Below are 19,752 nucleotides of genomic sequence, written 5' to 3' on the forward strand. Positions count from 1 at the left end.
GTGCGGGCAGGATACGCGGCGGGCGCGGGTGCGGCACACTGGGGGCATGACTGCCGCGTCCCAGACCGCCGTGAACGTCCTCGCCATCCTCACGCCCCAGGCCACCCACGTCGCGGACGTCGAAGCCCTGCTCGGGCGGATGGCCCTCGCCAGCCGTCAGGAACCCGGCTGCCTGCGCTACGACATCCTGCGTGAAGACCACGCGGACGGTCCCCGGTTCCACATCCAGGAGCGCTACCAGGACGCGGAGGCCGTCACGGCCCACGGCGCGAGCGAGCACTACGCCGCCTTCCGCGCCCAGGTCGGTCCCTGGCTGGTCGCGCCGCCGCAGGTCACGCGCCTGGCCGACGTGAACGTGGCCCCCCAGGGCTGAGCGCCCGACTTTCTGCGGCGGGGCTTCCAGACGGCCCGGGGCCGGCGGCCTATCCTGACCCCCATGCCGGAACTGCCGGAAGTCGAAACCACCCGCCGCAAGATCGAGCCGCTGCTGCGCGGCCAGATCATCACCGCCGTCCGGCACGAGCCGTCGCACCGCTACCAGGGCACCCAGGCGGCGGTGGGCCGGCGCGTGAAGGGCCTGACCCGCCGGGGCAAGTACCTGATGCTCCAGCTCGCCGCGCCGGGGGCGGCCGAGAGCGAGCCCCACGACCTCGAACTCATCGTGCATCTGGGGATGACGGGAGGCTTCCGGCTGGAGCCGGGCAAGCACACCCGCGTCACGCTGGAGACCGGCGCGGGCGCGCTGCATTTCGACGACCCCCGGCGCTTCGGCAAGATGGTGGTCGTGCGTCCCGGCGAGTACGCGGGCATGCCGACCCTCTCGGGCATGGGGCCCGAGCCGCTGTCGGAGGACTTCCGGGAGGACGAGTTCGTGGCGCGCGCGGCCACGGCGGGGGCCGTGAAGCCCTGGCTGCTGTCGCAGAAGCCCGTGAGCGGTGTGGGCAACATCTACGCCGACGAGGCGCTGTGGCACGCCCGCATCCACCCGGCCCAGACCGCCCTGAACGCGGACGAGGCCTCGCGGCTGTACCGCGCCGTGCGCGAGGTGATGGCCCAGGCGGTCGAGGCGGGCGGCAGTTCGCTGGGCAACGGCGAGGGCAACTACCGCCAGCACGACGGCGAGCAGGGCGGCTTTCAGGGCCGGCATCAGGCCTATGGCCGGGCCGGGCAGCCGTGCGCGCGCTGCGGCACCCCCATCGCCAAGATCGTCCTGGGGCAGCGCGGCACGCATTTTTGCCCGCAATGTCAGGTCGTGCGCTGAAGCCGCAAGAGCCGAATGGCGGAGGCGGGCGCGCCCCGGCCCTGCCAGGATGGGGACGTGAAGGTCCGCCCCTACCACCCTGACGACGAAGCGTCCTGTCTGGCCCTGTTTGACGGCAACACGCCCCGGTTTTTCGCGCAGGCCGAGCGCCCGGACTTCGCCGCCTTTCTGGCGGCCCTGAGCGATCCCTACCTCGTGATCGAGGAGGGGGGGCAGGTCGTGGCCTGCGGCGGCCTGTACGTGCGGCCCGGCGGTCAGGAAGCGGGGCTGACCTGGGGCATGGTCGAGCGCTCACGCCACCGCCAGGGCTATGGCCGCGCGCTGTGGGAGGCGCGGCTGGACTGGCTGCGCGCCCACGCGCCGGAGGTCCGCACCGTCGTGCTGGACACCACGCAGCACAGCGCGCCCTTCTTCGCCCGCCTGGGCTTCGGGACGGTGGGCGTCCGGCCGGATTTCTATGCCCCCGGGCTCGACCGCCACGACATGCGGCTCACGGTGCCCGGCGGCGCCTGACCGGGGCGACCCCTGCCGTTCGGGGCCACGGCGGCCCCTCCCGGCACCGTGGCCCACCGCCCCGGGCTGCCGGTGTACCCTCGCCCCATGACCGATCTCACGTCCCTGCGGCTGTCGTACGACCGGGCCCAGTTGCGCCGCGCCGACCTGAACGCCGATCCCCTCGCGCAGTTTCAGGGCTGGTTGCAGGAAGCCATCGGCGCGGGCCTGACCGAACCCTACGCCCTGTCGCTGGCGACCGCCGACGCCTCGGGCCGTCCCAGCGTGCGCACCGTGCTGCTGCGCGGCGCGGGAGAGGACGGCCTGACCTTCTACAGCAACTTCGACTCGCACAAGGGCCGGGACCTCGCCGCCAACCCGCAGGCCGAGCTGCTGTTCTTCTGGGCCGAGCACGAGCGGCAGGTGCGCGCCTCGGGCCGCGTGACGCGCGTGCCGGACGCCGAGGCCACCACCTACTTCCACAAGCGCCCGCGCGAGAGCCAGCTCGCCGCGCACGCCAGCGACCCGCAGAGCGCGCCCATCGGGGACCGCGCCGAGCTGGAGGCCAAGTTCGCCGCCCTGCACGGGCGCTTTCCGGAGGGGACCGAGGTGCCCCGGCCGGAGTTCTGGGGCGGCTACCGGGTCGCCGTGCAGGAATGGGAGTTCTGGCAGGGCCGCCACAACCGCATGCACGACCGCTTCCGGTACGCGCAGGTGGAGGGGGGCTGGCGCATCGAGCGGCTGATGCCGTGAGGGGTGTGGTAAGGACGTAAGTCCGATCCCGACGCCTGCGGAGCGCCGGGAGGCCCTGTTTGCCCTGTCCCTGCACTTATCCAGAGGCCACGCTCCACAAGCCCCCTGTGCAACCCTACATGCTCCCAGAGCGTACTCCTGGGCGTAAGGGGGCTTTCTATGCTGGACATCTATCTCATCTGCCTGATCGTGGGGGGCGGGTTGCTGGCGCTGTCGCTGCTCGGCGGCCACGACACCGACCTGGGCGGGCACGCGCCGGAGGCCGAGCACGGGGGCGGGGCCGGGCATGGGGGCGGCTCCCTGGCGGCGTGGTTCTCGCTGCGCTCTCTGGTCAGCTTCGCGGCCTTCTTCGGTCTGGCTGGGGTGGTCGGCGGCCTGATGGGTCTGGGCGGCGCGGCGCGGCTGGTCATGGCGCTGGTCACGGGACTGGCGGTGGGCGGCTTTACCGCCTTCGCTTTCGGGGTGGTGCGCGCGCGCGGCGAGGTGGGCGCGCAGGCCGGGCGGCTCGCGGGGCGCACCGGACAGGTGGTGGTGCCCCCGGCCCCCGCGCGGCCGGGTCATCCGGAGCGCCTGGGCAAGGTGGCCCTGACGGTCGGCGGGCAACTGGAGCAGCGCCCGGCCCGCAGCGCCGACGACCTGCGCCCCGGCGACCCGGTCCTCGTGATCGCCGAGGAACGCGGCGTGCTGGAGGTCAAATTCTGGGACGGGGCGTAGGGGGAGAGGCCGGGCAGCGCGCCCGGCGGACGCGGCCCGGAACTTCCCGGTCTTTCACCGCGTACTCATCTGTGGAGGAAAGACCATGTTGACCCCCACCCTCGTCACGGCCGGACTGATCCTGCTCGGGATCATTCTGGTCCTTGTCCTGATTCAGAACTTTCTCATCGTCGTGCCGCCGAACAAGGTGCTCGTCGTCTCGGGGCGCAGCCGCCGGACCGCCGAGGGCGACACGGTCGGCTACCGGGTCATCCGGGGCGGGCGGGCCTTCCGCATTCCCATCCTGGAAAAGGTGTCGTGGATGGACCTCACGACCATTCCGCTGGACCTGACCGTCGAGAACGCCTTCTCGCGCGGGGGCATTCCGCTGCGTATCCACGCGGTCGCCAACGTCAAGATCAACGCCGAGGACCCGCAACTGGGCAACGCCATCGAGCGCTTTCTGGACGTGCCGCGCGAGGCCGTGACCAACATCGTGCGCGACACGCTGGAGGGCAACCTGCGCGGCGTGATCGCCACCCTGACGCCCGAGGAGATCAACCAGGACCGCCTGCGCTTCGCCGAGTCCCTCATCGACGAGGCCGAGCACGACATGCACAACCTCGGCATCAAGCTCGACACCCTCAAGATCCAGAACGTGTCGGACGTGGCGGGCTACCTCGAATCGCTGGGCCGCCGTCAGACTGCCGAGGTCCTGAAGGAGGCCCGCATCGCCGAGGCCGAGCGCAACGCCGAGGCCACGCAGTCCGAGGCCCAGGCCCTCCAGCGCAGCCAGGTCGCGCAGGCCATCGCGCAGCAGGCCATTCTGGAAGAGCAGAACAAGCTCGAAGTCCGCAAGACCGAACTCGGGGCGGTGCAGCTCGCGCGCCAGAACGAGGCGGCGGTCGAGTCCGAACTCGCCAAGGTGCGCGCCACCCAGAACTTCGAGCAGGAGCAGGCGGCCCTGGAAGCCACGCTGCGCCAGCGCCGGGCCGAGGCGCAGCGTCAGGCCCGCATCATCGAGGCGCAGCAGAACGCCGAGGCCGCCGAGGTCGAGGCGCAGGCCAAGCAGCGTGCCACCATCGCCCAGACCACCGCCCAGCAGGCCATTCTGGAGCGCGAGAACGAGCTGCGCATCCGCCGCGCCGAGCTGGAGGCCATCGCTGCCGCCCGCGAGAACGAAGCGAAGGTGAATGCCGAGCGCGCGCGCGTGGTCGCCGAGCAGGAACTGGAGCAGGAGCGCGTGGTCCTGAACCAGAAGCGCCTGGAAGCCGACGTGGTGGCCCCCGCCCGCGCCCGCCGCGAGGCCGAGCTGCTCGCCGCGCAGGCCGCCGCCGCGCCGATCATCGAGGAGGGGCGCGCCAAGGCCCAGGCGGTCGCGCTGATGGTCGAAGCCTTCCGGCAGGCCGGCCCCGAGGGCGAGCGCGCCTACGTGCTGAACATGCTGCCCGGCATCGTCGAGCAGTTCGCGGCGTCGGTGCAGGGCATGCAGATCGACAAGCTCACCGTCATCGACTCGGGCGACGGCCGGGCCACCCGCAGCGCCGTCCAGACCCTGCCCGCCAACATCGTCGGGATGGTCGAGCAGGTCGAGAACGCGACCGGCGTCAACCTCCTGGGCCTGCTGCGCGGCGCGGGCACGGCCCCCACCTCCGGCATGGCCGGCGCCGCGCCGTCCGAGCCCAAGCCCACCGCCTGACCCGCCATGCAGGCTGCCCCACCCGGACATGTGGGAGGGGCGGCCTTCCGCTTTACCGCATAAAGCACAGCCTTTGGCACAGCGGGACGTTTGTTCCCTCCGGCGGGTGCATGATGCCTCTCATGAGCAACCTCTACACCGCAGAAGCCGTGGCCACCGGGGGCCGCGCCGGCAAGACCCGCAGCACCGACGGCCGCATGGACCTCGACCTGAGCGTGCCCGCCGCCATCGGGGGCGACGACGGCCCCGGGACCAACCCCGAGCAGCTCTTCGCGCTGGGCTACGCCGCCTGCTTCCAGGGTGCCCTGGCCGTGGTCGCCCGCCGCCAGAAGATCGAGATTCCCGAGGGCAGCACCGTGACCGCCCGCGTGGGCCTGGAGCGTGCCGGGCTGGCCTTCGCGCTGAACGTGGAACTCGTGGGCAGCTTCCCGGGTCTGGAGCGCGAGCAGGCCCAGGCCCTGATGGACGCCACCTATAACGTGTGCCCCTACAGCGTCGCCACCAAGGGCAACGTCGAGACGACCCTCACCGTCGCGTAAATTCGCCGGCAGAAAGAGGGCAGGGGAGGCCGTGTGCCTGCCCTGCCTGCTGTTTTTCTGGCGTCCGCTCGACCGGAACGAGCCCGGAAGCTCGGCCCGCGCGGGTCCCTCAGCCCGTGGGACCGTGTCCGTCCAGCAGAGTCTCGGCGTCCTCGCCCAGCAGCTCGGCGCGCTCCTGCGGGGTCAGGGCGACCATCACGCGCCGCAGCACCACGTCCACGGCCTGATCGGCACTCTCGTCGAGGGTCAGGCCGTCGAGCAGCGGCACGTCCTCCTGCGCGGCCAGGAGTTCTAGGGCTTCTTGCATCACCCGGATCTCGTCGAAATACTTCATGTAGCGGTGCAGGGGGCGGCTCGCGGCCGTCTCGCTGTCGCGGCTCTCGAAGTGGCGGCGGTGTTCGCCCGCGTCGGGCAGCGTGACCAGCATCGGCACGAGCAGCGCCCCCTGAAACGCCTCGGCGCGCAGGTAGCCCGGCACGAGGTGAACGCCTTCGAGCACCAGGCTGGTGCCCTCCTGCACGCTGCGGCCTACCACGGCGCCCAGGCCCACGCTGACCTGCTGCACCTGTTCACGGAACCCTGCGAGCAGATCGGCCTTGTCCGGATGCTCGGGGCGGGGCTGCCCCGGCGGGATCAGGGCCTCCCAGGCGCTGAAGGTGCTGGCGTGCAGCGTGGGCAGCAGCGCGGGCGAGACCATCGCGCGCATGACCTCGCGGATCGAGTCGGTGCTCACCACGCGGGCGATGCCCAGGCGGTAGGCGATCTCGGCGGCCAGAAAGCTCTTGCCGGTGCCGCTCACGCCGCCCAGCAGCACGATCAGGGGGCGCGGCGGCTGGCGGATGACGCGCAGCAGGCGGTAGCGCGCGCTGACATCGGGGCCGACCTCGTCGCGCAGCAGGGTCTCGACCTTCTCGCGGATGTCGCGCCGCCGCGTCACGCGGTCGTCCTGGCCGCGCAGGTCGCGCTGGGTCACGCGGGCGATCTTGCGGGCCACGTCCGGCGCGACGCCCGCCGCCAGCAGCGACTGCACGAGCAGCCCCTTGGAGAAGGGACTCGGCGCGCCGCCGTCCGCGCCCACCACCGCCAGCCGGCCGCGGTTGTTGCGCAGGTAGCGGTAGGTTAGGCGCAGGTGTTCGCCGTAGCGCTCGGCCAGCACGAGTTCGGTGAGGTTGTCGAGCTCGTCGGCGTCCAGGCTGCGCACGCCCGAGCGGCGCATCGTCAGGTCCACGGCGCTGGCCGTCGCGTAGGCGTCGCGTGGCGAGAGGCCCGCGTCTTCCAGCGTGCGCGACAGTACGCCCCGGCTGAAGGGTAGGTCACCCTTCTTGGCCTGCACCAGGATGTCGGTGAAGGCCGGGGTGTAGGTGGCGGCGGCGTGCGCGATCTCGGGCCCCAGCACGTCGGCGGCCACCTCGACCATCAGGTCCTGCAGGTCGGCCGGCGACACCGGGCTGCGCCGCAGCCGCCGCACCTCCTGCTCGATACGCCGCGCCGCCGCCGCCGCCTGAGGGCCGCTGGCCCCGGCGGTGACCAGCGACTCGACGACCAGCCCCCGGCTGAAGGGCCAGGACTGGCGCGCCGTGCCGACCATCAGCTCCGGCTGGGTCATGGGGCCTCCCGCCGGGCGGGCCAGCGGCACACGCGGTTCACGTCCGGAGGGACTCGCGCCGCACGGCGCCCTCCAGCAGCAGGTTCAGCGCGAGCCGCATCTCCTCTTGCAGGGGGCGTTCGGTGCCGTAAGCGCTCCAGCGCAGGGCGACCATCAGGTAGGTGTCGGCGATCAGGTTGCTGATGCGCTGGAGGCTCAGGTCGGTGCGCATCTGGCCCGACTGGTGCAGCGGACGCAGGATCAGCTCGATGACCTTGCTCAGCGGCAGCGCCTGATACGCGGTGCGCGCCCGCTCGGGGTTGGGGTTCATGACCTCGTAGGCCAGCGGCGGAAACAGGTCGCGCTCGCGGGCGTTCTCCTCGGCCAGCCGGTCCCAGATTTCGTACAGCACGCTCAGGGGCGGCGTTCCCTGCGCCAGCCGGCTCTCGGCATGGTCGCGCAGCCGCTCCATGACTTCCGAGCCGTAGTCGAGCAGGACGGCTTCCTTGTAGGGGTAGTAGTTGAAGAAGGTGCCCCGCGAGACGTTGCTGGCCCGCGCGATGTCGGTCGCCGTGGTCGTCTGGAAGCCGCCCTGCTTGAACAGTTCGATGGCGACCCCGTAGATACGGGCGCGCCGGCGTTCTTTCTGACGCTCCCTCAGCGATGACGAATCCATGATGTCCTACGGTATAGCGCGCCCGGTCTAAAATTGCACCCTGTTCAAGGTTCATCCCTGTGTGCCGGGACGTGGCGTCTGTCAGAACATCGGCAGGAGCGGCAAGTAGTCTGAGGGTCAGATGAAGCCCGCCGAGCCGTTCTGGACCCTGGCCCTCGCCCTGGGCACCCTGGGCATCGCGGGCCTGACGCTGGGGCCGGCGTTGTGGCCGCGCCCCCACGCGCCGCAGGTCATGCACGCCGCGCCCGCGCCGGTTTCCGCTGCGGAGGCTGGTGCCGGTGCCGGGCCGCCGACCTACGCGACGACCGCCAGTGTGCGCCCGCTGATCAGCGGCCGGGTCAATCTGAACACGGCCACCAGGGAGCAGCTCGAAGCTCTGCCCAAGGTCGGCCCCGCGCTGGCGGCCCGCCTCGTCGCGGGGCGGCCTTACCGCACGCTGGCCGATCTCGACCGGGTGCGCGGGGTGGGGCCCTCGACCCTGCGGCTGCTCGCGCCGCTGGTCTCGTTTCAGTGACGGCGGTGTCTGTACCGGGGCCCCGACCTGCGGGCCGCCTGGCCTGGACCCTTCCGGCCGTGTGCGGGGTCATGGGCGGGGTGCTGCTGGAGCTGGGTCTGGGGTGGGGCGCGCTGGTGGCCGGGCTCGGTGTGGGGCTGGGGCTGCTGGACCGCCGCCCGTTGCTCGCCGCGCTGGCGCTGCTGGGGGCCGGGCTGGGCTGCGGCAGCGAACGGCTCCAGAGTGGCCAGCCCGATCGCCTCGCGCCGTGGGTAGGCGCGCAGGTCACGCTGACCGGCGACTGGGACGGCCAGTTCCTGACCCTGCGCGACCCGCCGGCGCGGCTGGCCCTCAGCCCCCGGCCCCCGCAGCCGCCGGGCCGGCTGGAGGTGTCGGGCCGCCTCGTGCGCCCCGAGGGCCGGACGCTGCCGGGCGGTTTCGATCAGGCGGCGTGGCTGCGCGCCCAGGGCGGGGTCTTTCTGCCCACGCCGCGCACGGTGTTGGTCGGCGCGCGTGTGCGGTCCAGCCGCCCCGAGGGTGGGGTGCGCGGCTGGTTCCGGCGCGGGTTGGCGGCCGGGCTCTCGGCGCGCAACGCCGCGCTCATGACGGCGGTCGAACTGGGCGACCGGGGCGACATCGGGCGCGAGAACTTCGCCGAGGGGTACGCGGTGCGCGACGCCTTCAACCGTGCGGGTCTGGCGCATCTCATGGCGCTGTCGGGGCAAAACGTGGCGCTGCTGACCGGCGCGCTGATCTTCCTGCTCTCGCGTCTGGGGGCGCCCACATGGCTGCGCTACGGGTTGCCGCTCGCGCTGCTCGTGCCCTACCTGACGGTGCTGGTGAGTGTCTCGCCCAGCATCACCCGCGCGGTCGTCATGGGCATGGCGGTGCTGGCCGGGCTGTGGGCCGGGCGCGGGCGGCCCGACGTGCCGGGCACGCTGGCGCTCGCGGCGCTCGTGTGCCTGCTGCTCTTTCCGCTGTGGCTGCTGGACGTGGGCTTTCAGCTCTCGTTCCTGGCGGTGCTCGCGCTGACCCTCTCGTCCCGGCTGGCGGCGCGGTTGCCGGCGGGCTGGCCCCACGCCCTGCGGCTGGCGCTCGCGGCGACCGTCCTGGCCGAACTGGGCACGCTGCCGGTCATCGCGTCCACCTTCGGGCAACTGCCGCTCGTGGGCCTGCCCGCCAACCTGCTGGCCGAGGGGATCATGGCCGCGCTCGTGCCGCTGGGCTTTCTCGCCGGGCTGCTGGGGCCGCTGGCCGCGCCGGTCAACCTGCTCGTGGCGCCGCTCGCCTCGCTGCTGCTGTGGCTGGCCGAGGTCTTCGGCCGCGCGCCGGTCCTGGGCTGGGGGCAGGTGGGGATCGGGGGGCTGGCGGCTTACGTGCTCGCGGCGTTGGCGGGCACGCTGTGGCTGCTCGGGCGGGTGCGGGGCCGCGCCGCGCTGGGCACCGTCCTGGCCTGCGCCCTGCTGAGCTGGCTGCCGGGTACGCTGCGCCCGGCGCGCGAACTCGTCTTTCTGGATGTCGGGCAGGGCGATGCCACGCTGCTCCGCCTGCCCGGCCTGACGATGCTGGTGGACGCGGGCGGCTCGGTCGGATCCGACTACGACGTGGGCGGACGCCGGGTGCTGCCGGCGCTGCGGGCGCTGGGCGTGCGCAAACTCGACGTGGCGGTCGCCACCCACGCCGACACCGATCACATCGAGGGCCTCGCGGCGGTGCTGCGCGGCCTGCCGGTGGGCGAGCTGTGGATCGGGCAGCGCAAGGCGGACGACCCGGTGCTGGCCGCCGTCCTCGCTGCCGCCCACGAGCGCGGCGTGCCCGTGCGCGAGGTCCGCCGGGGTGACGAGGTGGAGGCTTCGGGCGTGAAGGTCACGGTGCTGTGGCCGCAGGGCGCGCCCTGGAGTGACGAGGACAACGCCAATTCGGTCGCCCTGCGCGTCACGGACGGGGGCTGGCACGCGGCGTTGCTGGGCGACCTGCCCGACCCGGTCGAGGGGCGGATCGGGGTCGGGCCACTCAATCTTCTTAAAACTGCGCACCACGGCAGCCGTTTCAGCACGGACGCGACCTTTCTGGCCCAGACGCACCCGAAAGACGCCCTGATCAGCGTCGGGGCGCGCAACACCTACGGCCACCCCAACGCCGCCGTGCTGGAGCGCCTCGCGGCAGCCGGGGTGCGGGTGTGGCGCACCGACCTCCAGGGCACGGTGCGCTGGCCGCTGCCCTGAATGCCGGAGAGAATGAGCTGTGGAAACGCAAAAATTCCTTTCCTGAAATCCCGAAACCGTTCATGCGCCGGTCGCCGGTTATGCACACCAGATCGAGGTGAGAGGCGACGTGCGCTGGCTGGTGCTCTCGGGGCAACTCGGTCAACATCGGGACGGAACACTTTCCGAAGATCCTGCCGAGCAATTGGCCGCAGCGCTCGAAAATCTACGTTTCAATCTCGATGCGGCGGGGATGACCGTCGAAGACGTCGTCAAAGTCACTTTTTATCTCGTCGGCACTTTCGATGCGGCGCGGCGGCGAACGCTCGTGGCCGACTGGTTCGGCACCCATCGGCCCTGCATGACGCTGCTCTATGTCAGCGCGCTCGCCGCGCCGCAGTACCGGGTCGAGGTTGATGCCTGGGCGTGCCGCAGCGTAGAGGGCTAACGGCCGCCGGCTCCTACTTGCCTGCTCGTCCTCACGTTACCCTGGGCGCATGGCTCCTTCCCGTTCCGACATGTTGCGGCTCCTCAGTGCCCTGCCGGGCAGCTACGCGGGTCCCGACCGCCCCGAGACCGGCCCCTTCGCGGTGGTCGGCGTGGGCGAGGGCACCCTGGCCGCGCATCTGCTGACCTCGCTCATCGGCACCAACTTCGCCCGCACGGGCACGCAGTTCGTGCTGTCCAGCGCCGACGCCCAGGACGCGGCGCGCACCTATGCCGAGATCGCTGAGGTCGCCGGGGCCACCGTACGGCGCGTGAGCACCGGCGGCCAGCCCGACGACGTGGACGTGCTCATTCCGGCCGGGGCCTTCGCCACCTACCACTACGCGCAGTTCGTGGCCCACGCCAGCGGCCACGGCGACGAGGCGCGGGCGGCCGAGGCGCTGCTCGCGGACCTCGCCGCCCGCTGCGCGCCCGAAATCGAGGAGGGCAATCCGGCGCGCGACCTCGCCTGGAGCCTGTGGGGCCGCGCCCCGCTGCTGCTCGCCGCGCCCGACGCCGACGCCCTGCCGCACGCCTGGCAGAGCCTGCTGGCGCGCACCGGCAAGACGCTGGCCGTGCCCGTGCCCGGCGACGCCCTGCCTTTCGTGACCGGGGCCTTCGAGGCCCAGCACGAGAAGGGCGACGGCCGCATCGCCCTCATCCTGGGCGAGGCCGACGCTGCGCTGCATGTGGCGCGAGAGGTGCTCGAATCGCGCATCGACGAGGTCGTGCAGGTGCCCTACCCCGCCGGGTCGGAGGGCGGCTACGCGGGGCAGCTCGCGCTGTGGTACTTCGGCGCCTGGGTGGCCGCCTACCTCGCCGAGCGCTACGACCAGTCGCCCGCCGACCCGCCCATGCTGGCGCGCGCCCAGGCTGTGCTCGCGGGCGAGGCCGGAGAGGACACCCTGGGCACCGAGTCGCCCGCGCCGCGCCGCCGCGCCGCCGACGAAGATGACCGCTGGGACGACGACGACGAGGCTGAAACCGAGGCCGATCTGGACGACGACTTTTCCGGGCGCGACGACCTGAACTGAGTGCGGAGTTCAGAGGGGCCAAGGCTGGCCTTTCGTCCCTCTGAACCGATTGGGGCGGGCCCCTGAGAAGGACAGCGGTGGGAAGTCGAGGGGTGTGCGGTCGGCTCCTCCACGGCGCTGTGTGCCGGCCGGCGGCAGGGGAGGGCCTGTCCCCGCCCATGAAGATCGCCTGAATGCGGCCCAGCCCGTCCCCGCTTGACTTCGAGCGCGCTCGAAGGCGTAGCGTTCGGGGGTGTCCACGGTGGCCTCCCTCCCTGCCCTCTTGCCCATCCGCGAGGCGGCCGCGCTGCTGGGCGTGAGCGCCCATACCCTGCGGTACTACGAGCGCGAGGGCCTGCTCGGCGTGCCCCGCGCGGCCGGGGGCGAGCGCCTCTACGGCGACGCCGAACTGGCCCGACTGCGCTTCCTGCTGCACTTGCGGGGTACCGGCATGGGCATGGCGGGGCTGCGCGAGTACGTGGCCCTGACCGAACAGGGCGAGGCGACCGTGGACGCGCGCCGGGGGCTGCTGTTGCGCCACGAGGCGGCGGTTCTCGCGCGCCTGGACGCCCTCCAGGCCGACCTGGCGGCTGTCCGGCGCAAGATCGCGCTGTACGGCGAGCCTGCCCTGCCCACCACCCTTTCCCCGGCGACGCCGGTTTTCCAGGAGACCCGATGACCCCGACCGACACGTCCACTGCCCCCACCCGCAAGCTGCGCGACCTCACCGTCTCGGCCCTGGGCCTGGGCTGCATGGGCATGAGCGAGTTCTACGGCGACGCCGACGAGGCCGAGTCCATACGCACCATCCACCGCGCCCTGGACCTGGGCATCACCTTTCTGGACACGGCCGACATGTACGGCGTGGGCCGCAACGAGGAACTCGTGGGCCGGGCCATCAGGGGCCGGCGCGACGAGGTCGTGCTGGCGACCAAGTTCGGCAACATGCGCGGCGAGTCCGGCGAGTTCCTGGGCATCAGCGGCCGCCCCGAGTACGTGCGGCAGGCCTGCGACGCCAGCCTCAAGCGCCTGGGCGTGGACCACATCGACCTGTACTACCAGCACCGCGTGGACCCCAACACGCCCATCGAGGACACGGTCGGCGCGATGGCCGAACTCGTGCAGGCGGGCAAGGTGCGCTACCTGGGGCTGTCGGAGGCGAGCGCCGCGACCATCCGCCGCGCCGACGCCGTGCACCCCATCACGGCCCTCCAGACCGAGTACAGCCTGTGGACCCGCGACCCCGAGGCCGAGATCCTGCCGGCCTGCCGCGACCTGGGCGTCGGCTTCGTGCCTTACAGCCCGCTGGGGCGCGGCTTCCTGAGCGGCCAGTTCAAGACCCCCGACGACTTCGAGCCCGGCGACTTCCGCCGCCACAACCCCCGGTTTCAGGGCGAGAACTTCGGCAGGAACCTGGAACTCGTGCAGGCCGTGCAGGACCTCGCCGCCCAGAAGGGGTGCAGCCCCTCGCAGCTCGCCCTGGCGTGGCTGCTCGCGCAGGGCCAGGACATCGTGCCCATTCCCGGCACCAAGCGCGTCAAGTACCTGGAGGACAATGCCGGGGCCATGCACGTGCGCCTGAGCGGCGCCGAACTCGCGCAGCTGGACGCCGTGTTCCCGGTCGGTGCGGCGCTGGGCGACCGCTACCCGAACATGAGCAGCATCGACCGCTGAGGTTCAGGACTGGGTAGCTAGGGGTGGGCGGCCAGGGTGGCGGGTTCCGGCACCCTGGCCGCCTCCCCCACATCCTCGCCGAGCATCGCCCGCACGGAGGCCGCCCAGCCGGCATCACTCAGGACGCGGTAATGGTGGCCCCACTGCCAGCGGCGGTAGGCCTCGGCGGCAGTTTCCGATACGGCTGGGCTGGGCGGGGTTAGACCGGCGCTTTCCAGGTCCTTCAGGGTCTTGGGACCCCAGGCGAAGGCCACCCGGCCCTGCGCGAGCCAGCGCCGCAGGTCGGCCTCGGCGGGCAGGGCGTACAGGATGACCTCGGTCGTGTCAGTGGGCAGACGGTCGCCGGAACCCAGCAGCCTCAGCCCCGGCACCTGGCCTGTCAGGTAGGGCACCACGCCGTTCTCGGCGTAGGCCGCCGCCCCGGCGCGCAGGTGCGTGACCGCCTCCTGCGGGTCCAGGCGGGGCAGGTCCGTCTCCTGGCCCTCGGCCTGACCCTCCAGGTCCAGCGGCGCGGCCGGGCGCAGGGCCTCGGCGCGCCATTCCAGGCTGGTGCGGCCACGCCACTCGTTCGTGCCCAGTTCGGCCCCCAGGTCGCACTCGCCCGGCTGTGTGGCCCCGGCCCCGTGGCGCACGCCCTTGAGGCCGCCGAGCTGGAATTGCAGGCTGTCGCCGCGCTTGCCCACCAGCCGCTGCCCCTCCAGCTCGGCGCGCAGGTGCCACAGCGGCCGGCGGTGGCCCTCACCGAAGGGTTCGAGCCGCAGCGTGTCGGCTTCCAGCTCGGGGCTGGCCCAGCGGGGGGGCAGCGCGGCGTCGAGGCGCACGGCCGGCACCGGCACCGGAAAGCGCCGCGCGTACTCGTGCAGGCGGCCCCGCAGCGCCGCAAACTGGGCCGGGTCCATCGCGAACCCGGCGGCGGCGGGGTGACCCCCGTAGCGCTTGAGGAGGTCGCCGCTCTCGCGCAGGCCCCCCACCGCACTGATGCCGGGCGTGCTGCGCACCGACCCCTTGCCCTGCGCCACGATGTACACCGGCCGGTAGAAGGTCTCCAGCAGCTTGCTCGCCACGATGCCCATCACGCCGGGGTGCCAGTCGGGGTGGGTCAGGACCAGCGCCGGGTCGGCCGGGTCGGCCAGGGCGAGGGCCTGCGCGAACATGTCGTCCTGTAATCGGCGGCGCTCCAGGTTCAGGGTGTCGAGGTACACCACCAGCCGCTCGGCCTCGGCGGCGCTCGGGGTGGTCAGCAGCTCCAGCGCGAGGTCGGCGGCCCCCATACGCCCGGCGGCGTTCAGGCGCGGCGCGAGCACGAAGGCCACGTCGCGGGCGGTCGGCCGGGGCACGCCGGTCTGCCGCAGCAGGGCGCGCAGGCCGGGCAGCGTGGTGTGCGGCAACGCCTCCAGCCCGGCGCGCACCAGCGCCCGGTTCTCGCCCAGCAGCGGGGCCACGTCCGCAATCGTGCCCAGCGTCGCCAGCGGGGCGAGGTCGCGCGGCTCGTCCAGGCCCAGCTCGGCGCGCACCGCCCACAGCAGGTGGTAGGCCACCCCGGCGCCGGTCAGGTTGTGCACCCCCGCGTCGAAGCCGTCGGTGAGGTGCGGGTGCACCACCAGACACGCCGGAAAGTCGGCGCCCGGTGCGTGGTGGTCGGTGACGATCACGGCCGTGCCCGCCTCCAGCAGCGCGCGCACCTCCTCCAGATTGGTGACGCCGCAGTCCACCGTCACCAGCAGGTCGGCGGCCTGCGCGTGTTCGGGCACGCGGTCCGGGTGGAGGCCGTAGCCCTCGTTCAGCCGGTGGGGAATGAAGCCGTGTACGTCGGCCCCCAGCGCCCGCAGCCCCAGCACGAGCACGGCGGTCGCGCTCACGCCGTCGGCGTCGTAGTCGCCGTGGATACGGATACGCTTCTTGCCCCTGACCGCCGCCACGATCTGCCGCGCGGCCTCGTGGAGCGCCGGGTTGGGGCTGGGCCGCAGCGGCGCTTCCAGCATCTCGGGGGTCAGGCCGCGCCCGGCGAGCACCTGCGCCAGCGCGGGCGACACGTTCCAGGTGCGCATGGTCGCCAGCAGTTCGGCGCGGCTCGCCGGGGGGGCCAGCAGCCAGCGGGGGGCAGGCACCTGCTGGCCGGCCTTCACGGCGTGTCCGGGGTGGCCGGGACCGGTTCGGGTCGCGCCGGCTCGGTCACCGGGCCGGGGGTGGGCAGGGCGCCCAGCCGGGCCTGGAGGGTGGCGGCCAGGCGGCCTTCGAGGGCCCGCCGCTCGCGCCGGTCATGGCGGCGTCGCCAGCCCTGGCGCCACAGCAGCGGCAGCAGCAGCAGCGCCACGAAGGCCCCGCCCACCACAACGAACATGCCCATGGCCGCGCCGGTGCCGGTCAGCCACTCGCCACGTCCGAAAGGCAGGGGCAGCCGCACCGGCTGCGGGTTCTCCAGCGCCACGAGCAGCAGGTACCCCGCGAGCACCAGCAGCAGCAGCACCTGCACAAAGGGCATCACGCGCATCGGGCCGCAGCATAGAGCATCGCGCCGGAACCCGTCGTGGCGGGGTTCACGTGCGCGGAGGCAAAAAAAGAGGCCCCGCGCGGGGGCCTCCGGTTCAGCGGAAGATCAGAAGTAGAACTTCAGGCCGGCCTTGCCGCCGAGGTTGAAGCCGTTGGCGTTGGCGTCGGTCGTGGTGGCCAGACCGGTGCCGGTACCCTTGTTGCTCAGGTAGTAGCGGCCGTTGCCTTCGCCGAAGACGGCGATGCTGTCGGTCACGCGGTACTCGACGCCCACGAGGCCCAGGCCGTACACGTCGGTCGAGTTGCTGTTGGCGTTGCGGGTCTTGCTGCTCGTGATGCCCAGACCGGCGCCGGCGTACACGCCGAGGTTGCTGCCGGTGTCGAGGTTGTAGGTCAGCGCGGCGTCGGCGTTCACGCCGTTCGAGCCGGGCTGGTACTCGGCGGCGAGGCGCGCACCGACCGGACCGAACACGCTCTTGGTCCCGACCATCGCGCCGCCGCTCAGGCAGTAGTTGACCGTACCGGTGCTGTTGCGGTTGAAGGCGTTGCGGCAGGCGGCGTCGCCCGTGGCGCTCTTGGCGCCGATGCTCACGCCGGCGTACAGGTTGCTGGTGTTGGCGACGGTGGTGGCGTCGGGGGCGATGTCACCGATGACGACCGTGGTCGGCGTGGTGGTCGTGGGCGTGGTGGTCGTGGGGGTGGTGACGACCGTGGCCGAGGTGCCGGCCGGGCCCTGGGGACCCTGGGGGCCCTGAGGACCCTGGGGGCCCTGGGGACCCTGGGGACCGGCGGGGATGTTACGGATGGCGGCTTCCAGCGCGTCGATGCGGGCGCTCAGGGCGGCCGTGTCGGCGGTACCGGTCGTGGTGGTCATGGTGCTGATGCGCTCTTCCAGGGCCGTGATGCGCGCGGCCTGGGCGGCGTTGGCCGTTTCCAGATCGGTCACGCGGGCGCTGATCGCGGCCAGTTCGGGGGCCACTTCCTGCATCCCGTTCATGACGGTGGTCATGTCGGTCTGGCTCAGGCCACAGCTGCTCAGGGCGCCGCTCGTCAGCAGGCGGTGGAAGATGAGGGCGGCCTGGTAGCGGGTCAGGTTCTCGTTGCCGCGGAAGGTGCCGTCGGGGAAGCCCTGGATCAGGCCGCACTGCGTGATGCGGTCCACGGCGTCCTTGGCCCAGTGACCGGCGGGCACGTCGCTGAACTGCGTGACCTGCGCGGTGGTGGCCGGAGCGGGGGTGGTCGTCGCGGGTGCGGTCTGGGCGCTGGCGGCGCCGAGGCCCAGGGCGAGGATGGACGAGATCATGAGGGTGTTACGCATAGCAAGCTCCTTTGAGCGGAAAAGGGCATAGTGAAGCGCCCGAAACCGACTTTCCTGCCGTCAACGTTAGGCACGCGATATGAGTACGCTGTGAATCTCCTCCCCTCAACTCATTGTGCATTGCCTTGCAAAGCCCGAGTCTGATCCACACCCCCCATCTATGTGCTTTCCATGTGAAATCGTATAGAAAAGATGAGCCGGTAAAAGAGCGGTCTGGACGCAATTGGCACGGAGCAGATGTGAAAACCACATTCCTCTTCATGCTCCGGGTTCATGAGGCCCGGTTCATGTTGCGCGGCGATCCGGCCCGGAGCCTCGGCCGTGACCGCAGCCGGGTGGGCATTGTCGTTTCCCTTTGCGCGCCGATGAGGACTTCGTGTCAGCATGCGGCCATGACCGGCGAATACATGCTCGACGAATACGAATTCGATCACCTGACCCTCGATCAGCACGGGGCCATCGCGGTCCTGACGGTCAACCGGCCTCAGGCCCTGAACGCCCTGAACGGCGCGCTGCTGGGCGAACTGGCCCAGGTGGCCGACCTGATCGCCGACCACGCCGACATCGGGGTGCTGATCGTGACCGGGGGCGGCGACCGGGCCTTCGTGGCCGGGGCCGACATCTTGGAGCTGAGCAGCCTGGACGGCGTGTACGCGGGCCGCGAACTCTCCTTGTCGGGCCAGGACGTCATGGGCCGCCTGAGTACCCTGCCCATTCCGGTGATCGCCGCCATCAACGGCTTCGCGCTCGGCGGTGGGCTGGAGTTGGCGCTCGCCTGCGACGTGCGCGTGGCCGCGCCGGGCGCGAAGCTGGGTCTGCCCGAGGCCTCGCTGGGCCTGATTCCCGGGTTCGGGGGCACGCAGCGCCTCGCCCGGCTGGTCGGGATGGGCCGCGCCCTGGACCTGATGCTCACCGCGCGCCAGGTCACGGCCGAGGAGGCCCTGAACATGGGGCTGGTGAACTACGTCGCCGACGAGCCGCTGCGCCGCGCCCGCGAGGTGGCCGAGCAGATGCTGAAAAACGGGCCCATCGCCCTGTCGCTCGTCAAGGAGGCGGTGCGCCGGGGCCTGGACAGCTCGCTGGAGGCGGGTCTGGAGATCGAGGCGGACCTGTTCGGGCTGACGGTCGCCACCAGCGACTTCCGCGAGGGCACCGGGGCCTTCCTGGCCAAGCGCCGTCCCGAGTTCAAGGGGGAATGATGGCGGGCGACACGGCGGAGCGGGGCCCGCACCTGGAAGGCGGGGCGCAGGACACGCAGCTCTCGCAGAAGCGGGGGGACGCGCCCGGGGCGGGCGAGGAGCGCCACGATCCCAAACTCACCCTGAACGTCTCGCAGGGGGCCGTGCGCGAGATGGAGGCGGGGGCGGCGCCGGAGACGGCGGGCGGCCGGGTCGTCGAGTTCACGACGCCGCGCGCCAAGCTGATCGAGGAGGCCAGCCGCGCCATCCGCGCCGATCTGGCGGGCTATCCGCGCGCGCTGGCCGCCTATGAGGCCCTGCGCGCCGATCCCGAGGCCCTGGCCCACTGGGACATGGCGAATTACGTGACCATGCGCAAGCTCGGCTACAACGACCACGGCCGGGTCCACGCCTTCATCACGGGGGCGGCCAGTCTGGCGATCACCGAACTGCTGCTCGACGCCGGGGTGCGCACCGACATCATGGAAAGCGGGGTGGGCGACGCCGAGGACGTGTTCCTGGCCGTCATCCTGGGGACCATGCTGCACGACATCGGCAACCAGATCCACCGCGCCGGGCACGAGGCGCACGGCGTGGCGCTGGCGCTGCCGATCCTCGACCGCATCATGGGACCGCTGTACGCCGATCCCTTCAAGCGCACCAAGGTCCGGTCCTTCATCCTGGGGGCCATCAACTGCCACGACCTGAGCCCCGCGCCGCTGACGGTCGAGGGCGGCATCGTGGCGGTCGCGGACGGCACCGACATCACCAAGGGCCGCGGGCGCAAGGCCTTTGCCCTGGGCAGCGTGGACATCCACTCGATCAGTGCGCTCGCGGTGGATCAGGTGGTCATCGAGCGCGGGCGCGACAAGCCGGTGCTCATCAGCGTGACCATGAACAACTCCGGCGGCATCTTTCAGGTCGAGGAGGTGCTGGCCCCCAAGGTGATCCGCACGCCGATGCGCAATTTCGTGGAGCTGCGCGCCGCCATCCGGCCGCAGGGCGAGGAACAGATCCTCTCGCGCGTGCGCCTCGACGGCGACCACTTCGTGATGGACCTCGACGGCGGCGAGACCGTGCGCGTGGAGGTCGAGGACACCCAGAAGAAGGTCACCGACGCCATCGCCCAGAACCTCGGGGTCAGCGCCGAGAGCCGCTGAGGGGTGGGGCGGCGGGAAAAGCGGGGCGTCTCATCTTG

20 protein-coding genes are annotated in these 19,752 nt (G+C 72.0%); 15 read left to right on the top strand and 5 right to left on the bottom strand.

The window, feature by feature from the left end:
• Positions 1-46: 46 nt before the first annotated feature.
• The 7 genes from DGO_RS04540 to DGO_RS04570 all read left to right on the top strand — a co-directional run bounded on the left by DGO_RS04540 (position 47) and on the right by DGO_RS04570 (position 5,437).
• The gene (locus tag DGO_RS04540) at positions 47-373 is read left to right on the top strand and encodes a putative quinol monooxygenase (protein ID WP_014684305.1); all 327 of its coding nucleotides are present in this window, start codon (positions 47-49) and stop codon (positions 371-373) included.
• Positions 374-436: 63 nt separating this feature from the next.
• Positions 437-1,261 carry a DNA-formamidopyrimidine glycosylase gene (locus tag DGO_RS04545; protein WP_014684306.1) on the top strand — a complete coding sequence of 275 codons (825 nt, stop codon included), beginning with the start codon at positions 437-439 and terminating at the stop codon, positions 1,259-1,261.
• Positions 1,262-1,318: 57 nt separating this feature from the next.
• Complete coding sequence (locus DGO_RS04550; protein WP_043803196.1) at positions 1,319-1,774, top strand: GNAT family N-acetyltransferase; 456 nt, start codon at positions 1,319-1,321, stop codon at positions 1,772-1,774.
• Positions 1,775-1,861: 87 nt separating this feature from the next.
• Positions 1,862-2,506, top strand: a complete 645-nt coding sequence (pdxH, locus tag DGO_RS04555) for a pyridoxamine 5'-phosphate oxidase (RefSeq protein WP_014684308.1) — start codon at positions 1,862-1,864, stop codon at positions 2,504-2,506.
• Between the two features lie 159 nt (positions 2,507-2,665).
• On the top strand, positions 2,666-3,220 hold the full coding sequence (locus tag DGO_RS04560; RefSeq protein WP_014684309.1) for a hypothetical protein: 555 nt from the start codon (positions 2,666-2,668) through the stop codon (positions 3,218-3,220).
• A gap of 85 nt (positions 3,221-3,305) precedes the next feature.
• Positions 3,306-4,898 (top strand): flotillin family protein, encoded by a 1,593-nt coding sequence (locus DGO_RS20990; RefSeq protein ID WP_014684310.1) that lies wholly within the window; start codon positions 3,306-3,308, stop codon positions 4,896-4,898.
• Positions 4,899-5,020: 122 nt separating this feature from the next.
• On the top strand, positions 5,021-5,437 hold the full coding sequence (locus DGO_RS04570; RefSeq protein ID WP_043801075.1) for an organic hydroperoxide resistance protein: 417 nt from the start codon (positions 5,021-5,023) through the stop codon (positions 5,435-5,437).
• Positions 5,438-5,546: 109 nt separating this feature from the next.
• Here DGO_RS04570 and DGO_RS04575 read toward each other — a convergent pair whose 3' ends face one another.
• Both DGO_RS04575 and DGO_RS04580 read right to left on the bottom strand, forming a co-directional pair.
• Positions 5,547-7,043, bottom strand: a complete 1,497-nt coding sequence (locus tag DGO_RS04575; protein WP_014684312.1) for a 2-phosphoglycerate kinase — start codon at positions 7,041-7,043, stop codon at positions 5,547-5,549.
• A 37-nt stretch (positions 7,044-7,080) separates the two neighbouring features.
• Positions 7,081-7,698, bottom strand: coding sequence for a TetR/AcrR family transcriptional regulator (locus DGO_RS04580; protein WP_014684313.1), 618 nt, complete (start codon positions 7,696-7,698; stop codon positions 7,081-7,083).
• Positions 7,699-7,819: 121 nt separating this feature from the next.
• On the opposite strand from DGO_RS04580, the gene DGO_RS04585 reads away from it, so the two are divergent.
• The 6 genes from DGO_RS04585 to DGO_RS04610 all read left to right on the top strand — a co-directional run bounded on the left by DGO_RS04585 (position 7,820) and on the right by DGO_RS04610 (position 13,568).
• Positions 7,820-8,212 carry a ComEA family DNA-binding protein gene (locus DGO_RS04585; protein WP_043801077.1) on the top strand — a complete coding sequence of 131 codons (393 nt, stop codon included), beginning with the start codon at positions 7,820-7,822 and terminating at the stop codon, positions 8,210-8,212.
• 71 nt (positions 8,213-8,283) lie between these two features.
• A complete protein-coding gene (locus DGO_RS04590) occupies positions 8,284-10,416 on the top strand; it encodes a DNA internalization-related competence protein ComEC/Rec2 (RefSeq protein ID WP_083847217.1) in 2,133 nt (710 codons plus the stop codon).
• 109 nt (positions 10,417-10,525) lie between these two features.
• On the top strand, positions 10,526-10,843 hold the full coding sequence (locus DGO_RS04595; protein WP_264371036.1) for a RidA family protein: 318 nt from the start codon (positions 10,526-10,528) through the stop codon (positions 10,841-10,843).
• A 49-nt stretch (positions 10,844-10,892) separates the two neighbouring features.
• The gene (locus tag DGO_RS04600; RefSeq protein ID WP_043801080.1) at positions 10,893-11,915 is read left to right on the top strand and encodes an SIS domain-containing protein; all 1,023 of its coding nucleotides are present in this window, start codon (positions 10,893-10,895) and stop codon (positions 11,913-11,915) included.
• A 241-nt stretch (positions 11,916-12,156) separates the two neighbouring features.
• The gene (locus DGO_RS04605; protein WP_226991450.1) at positions 12,157-12,573 is read left to right on the top strand and encodes a MerR family transcriptional regulator; all 417 of its coding nucleotides are present in this window, start codon (positions 12,157-12,159) and stop codon (positions 12,571-12,573) included.
• A complete protein-coding gene (locus DGO_RS04610) occupies positions 12,570-13,568 on the top strand; it encodes an aldo/keto reductase (protein WP_014684319.1) in 999 nt (332 codons plus the stop codon). The genes DGO_RS04605 and DGO_RS04610 overlap by 4 nt, the downstream gene beginning before the upstream one ends.
• Before the next feature lie 17 nt (positions 13,569-13,585).
• Here the strand turns inward: DGO_RS04610 and DGO_RS04615 are convergent, their stop codons facing one another.
• The 3 genes from DGO_RS04615 to DGO_RS04625 all read right to left on the bottom strand — a co-directional run bounded on the left by DGO_RS04615 (position 13,586) and on the right by DGO_RS04625 (position 17,376).
• Positions 13,586-15,616 carry a DHH family phosphoesterase gene (locus DGO_RS04615; RefSeq protein WP_014684320.1) on the bottom strand — a complete coding sequence of 677 codons (2,031 nt, stop codon included), beginning with the start codon at positions 15,614-15,616 and terminating at the stop codon, positions 13,586-13,588.
• A 74-nt stretch (positions 15,617-15,690) separates the two neighbouring features.
• A complete protein-coding gene (locus DGO_RS04620) occupies positions 15,691-16,059 on the bottom strand; it encodes a hypothetical protein (protein ID WP_014684321.1) in 369 nt (122 codons plus the stop codon).
• A 105-nt stretch (positions 16,060-16,164) separates the two neighbouring features.
• Positions 16,165-17,376, bottom strand: coding sequence for an outer membrane protein (locus tag DGO_RS04625; protein WP_014684322.1), 1,212 nt, complete (start codon positions 17,374-17,376; stop codon positions 16,165-16,167).
• 392 nt (positions 17,377-17,768) lie between these two features.
• Between DGO_RS04625 and DGO_RS04630 the strand changes: the two genes are divergently transcribed.
• Positions 17,769-18,575 (top strand): enoyl-CoA hydratase/isomerase family protein, encoded by an 807-nt coding sequence (locus tag DGO_RS04630; protein ID WP_043801090.1) that lies wholly within the window; start codon positions 17,769-17,771, stop codon positions 18,573-18,575.
• A 152-nt stretch (positions 18,576-18,727) separates the two neighbouring features.
• Positions 18,728-19,714 (top strand): phosphohydrolase, encoded by a 987-nt coding sequence (locus tag DGO_RS04635; RefSeq protein WP_050920880.1) that lies wholly within the window; start codon positions 18,728-18,730, stop codon positions 19,712-19,714.
• The last annotated feature ends 38 nt before the right edge of the window (positions 19,715-19,752 follow it).

It is taken from the genome of Deinococcus gobiensis I-0 (genome assembly GCF_000252445.1).
Lineage (GTDB): Bacteria > Deinococcota > Deinococci > Deinococcales > Deinococcaceae > Deinococcus > Deinococcus gobiensis.

Excerpts from the sequence above, each read along its gene's own strand:
- DGO_RS04540 (WP_014684305.1), top strand. The coding sequence starts at position 47 with ATGACTGCCGCGTCCCAGACCGCCGTGAACGTCCTCGCCATCCTCACG.
- DGO_RS04545 (WP_014684306.1), top strand. The coding sequence starts at position 437 with ATGCCGGAACTGCCGGAAGTCGAAACCACCCGCCGCAAGATCGAGCCG.
- pdxH (WP_014684308.1), top strand. The coding sequence starts at position 1,862 with ATGACCGATCTCACGTCCCTGCGGCTGTCGTACGACCGGGCCCAGTTG.
- DGO_RS04560 (WP_014684309.1), top strand. The coding sequence starts at position 2,666 with ATGCTGGACATCTATCTCATCTGCCTGATCGTGGGGGGCGGGTTGCTG.
- DGO_RS20990 (WP_014684310.1), top strand. The coding sequence starts at position 3,306 with ATGTTGACCCCCACCCTCGTCACGGCCGGACTGATCCTGCTCGGGATC.
- DGO_RS04570 (WP_043801075.1), top strand. The coding sequence starts at position 5,021 with ATGAGCAACCTCTACACCGCAGAAGCCGTGGCCACCGGGGGCCGCGCC.
- DGO_RS04575 (WP_014684312.1), bottom strand. The coding sequence starts at position 7,043 with ATGACCCAGCCGGAGCTGATGGTCGGCACGGCGCGCCAGTCCTGGCCC.
- DGO_RS04580 (WP_014684313.1), bottom strand. The coding sequence starts at position 7,698 with ATGGATTCGTCATCGCTGAGGGAGCGTCAGAAAGAACGCCGGCGCGCC.
- DGO_RS04585 (WP_043801077.1), top strand. The coding sequence starts at position 7,820 with ATGAAGCCCGCCGAGCCGTTCTGGACCCTGGCCCTCGCCCTGGGCACC.
- DGO_RS04590 (WP_083847217.1), top strand. The coding sequence starts at position 8,284 with ATGGGCGGGGTGCTGCTGGAGCTGGGTCTGGGGTGGGGCGCGCTGGTG.
- DGO_RS04600 (WP_043801080.1), top strand. The coding sequence starts at position 10,893 with ATGGCTCCTTCCCGTTCCGACATGTTGCGGCTCCTCAGTGCCCTGCCG.
- DGO_RS04610 (WP_014684319.1), top strand. The coding sequence starts at position 12,570 with ATGACCCCGACCGACACGTCCACTGCCCCCACCCGCAAGCTGCGCGAC.
- DGO_RS04615 (WP_014684320.1), bottom strand. The coding sequence starts at position 15,616 with ATGCGCACCTGGAACGTGTCGCCCGCGCTGGCGCAGGTGCTCGCCGGG.
- DGO_RS04620 (WP_014684321.1), bottom strand. The coding sequence starts at position 16,059 with ATGCGCGTGATGCCCTTTGTGCAGGTGCTGCTGCTGCTGGTGCTCGCG.
- DGO_RS04625 (WP_014684322.1), bottom strand. The coding sequence starts at position 17,376 with ATGCGTAACACCCTCATGATCTCGTCCATCCTCGCCCTGGGCCTCGGC.
- DGO_RS04630 (WP_043801090.1), top strand. The coding sequence starts at position 17,769 with ATGACCGGCGAATACATGCTCGACGAATACGAATTCGATCACCTGACC.
- DGO_RS04635 (WP_050920880.1), top strand. The coding sequence starts at position 18,728 with ATGGAGGCGGGGGCGGCGCCGGAGACGGCGGGCGGCCGGGTCGTCGAG.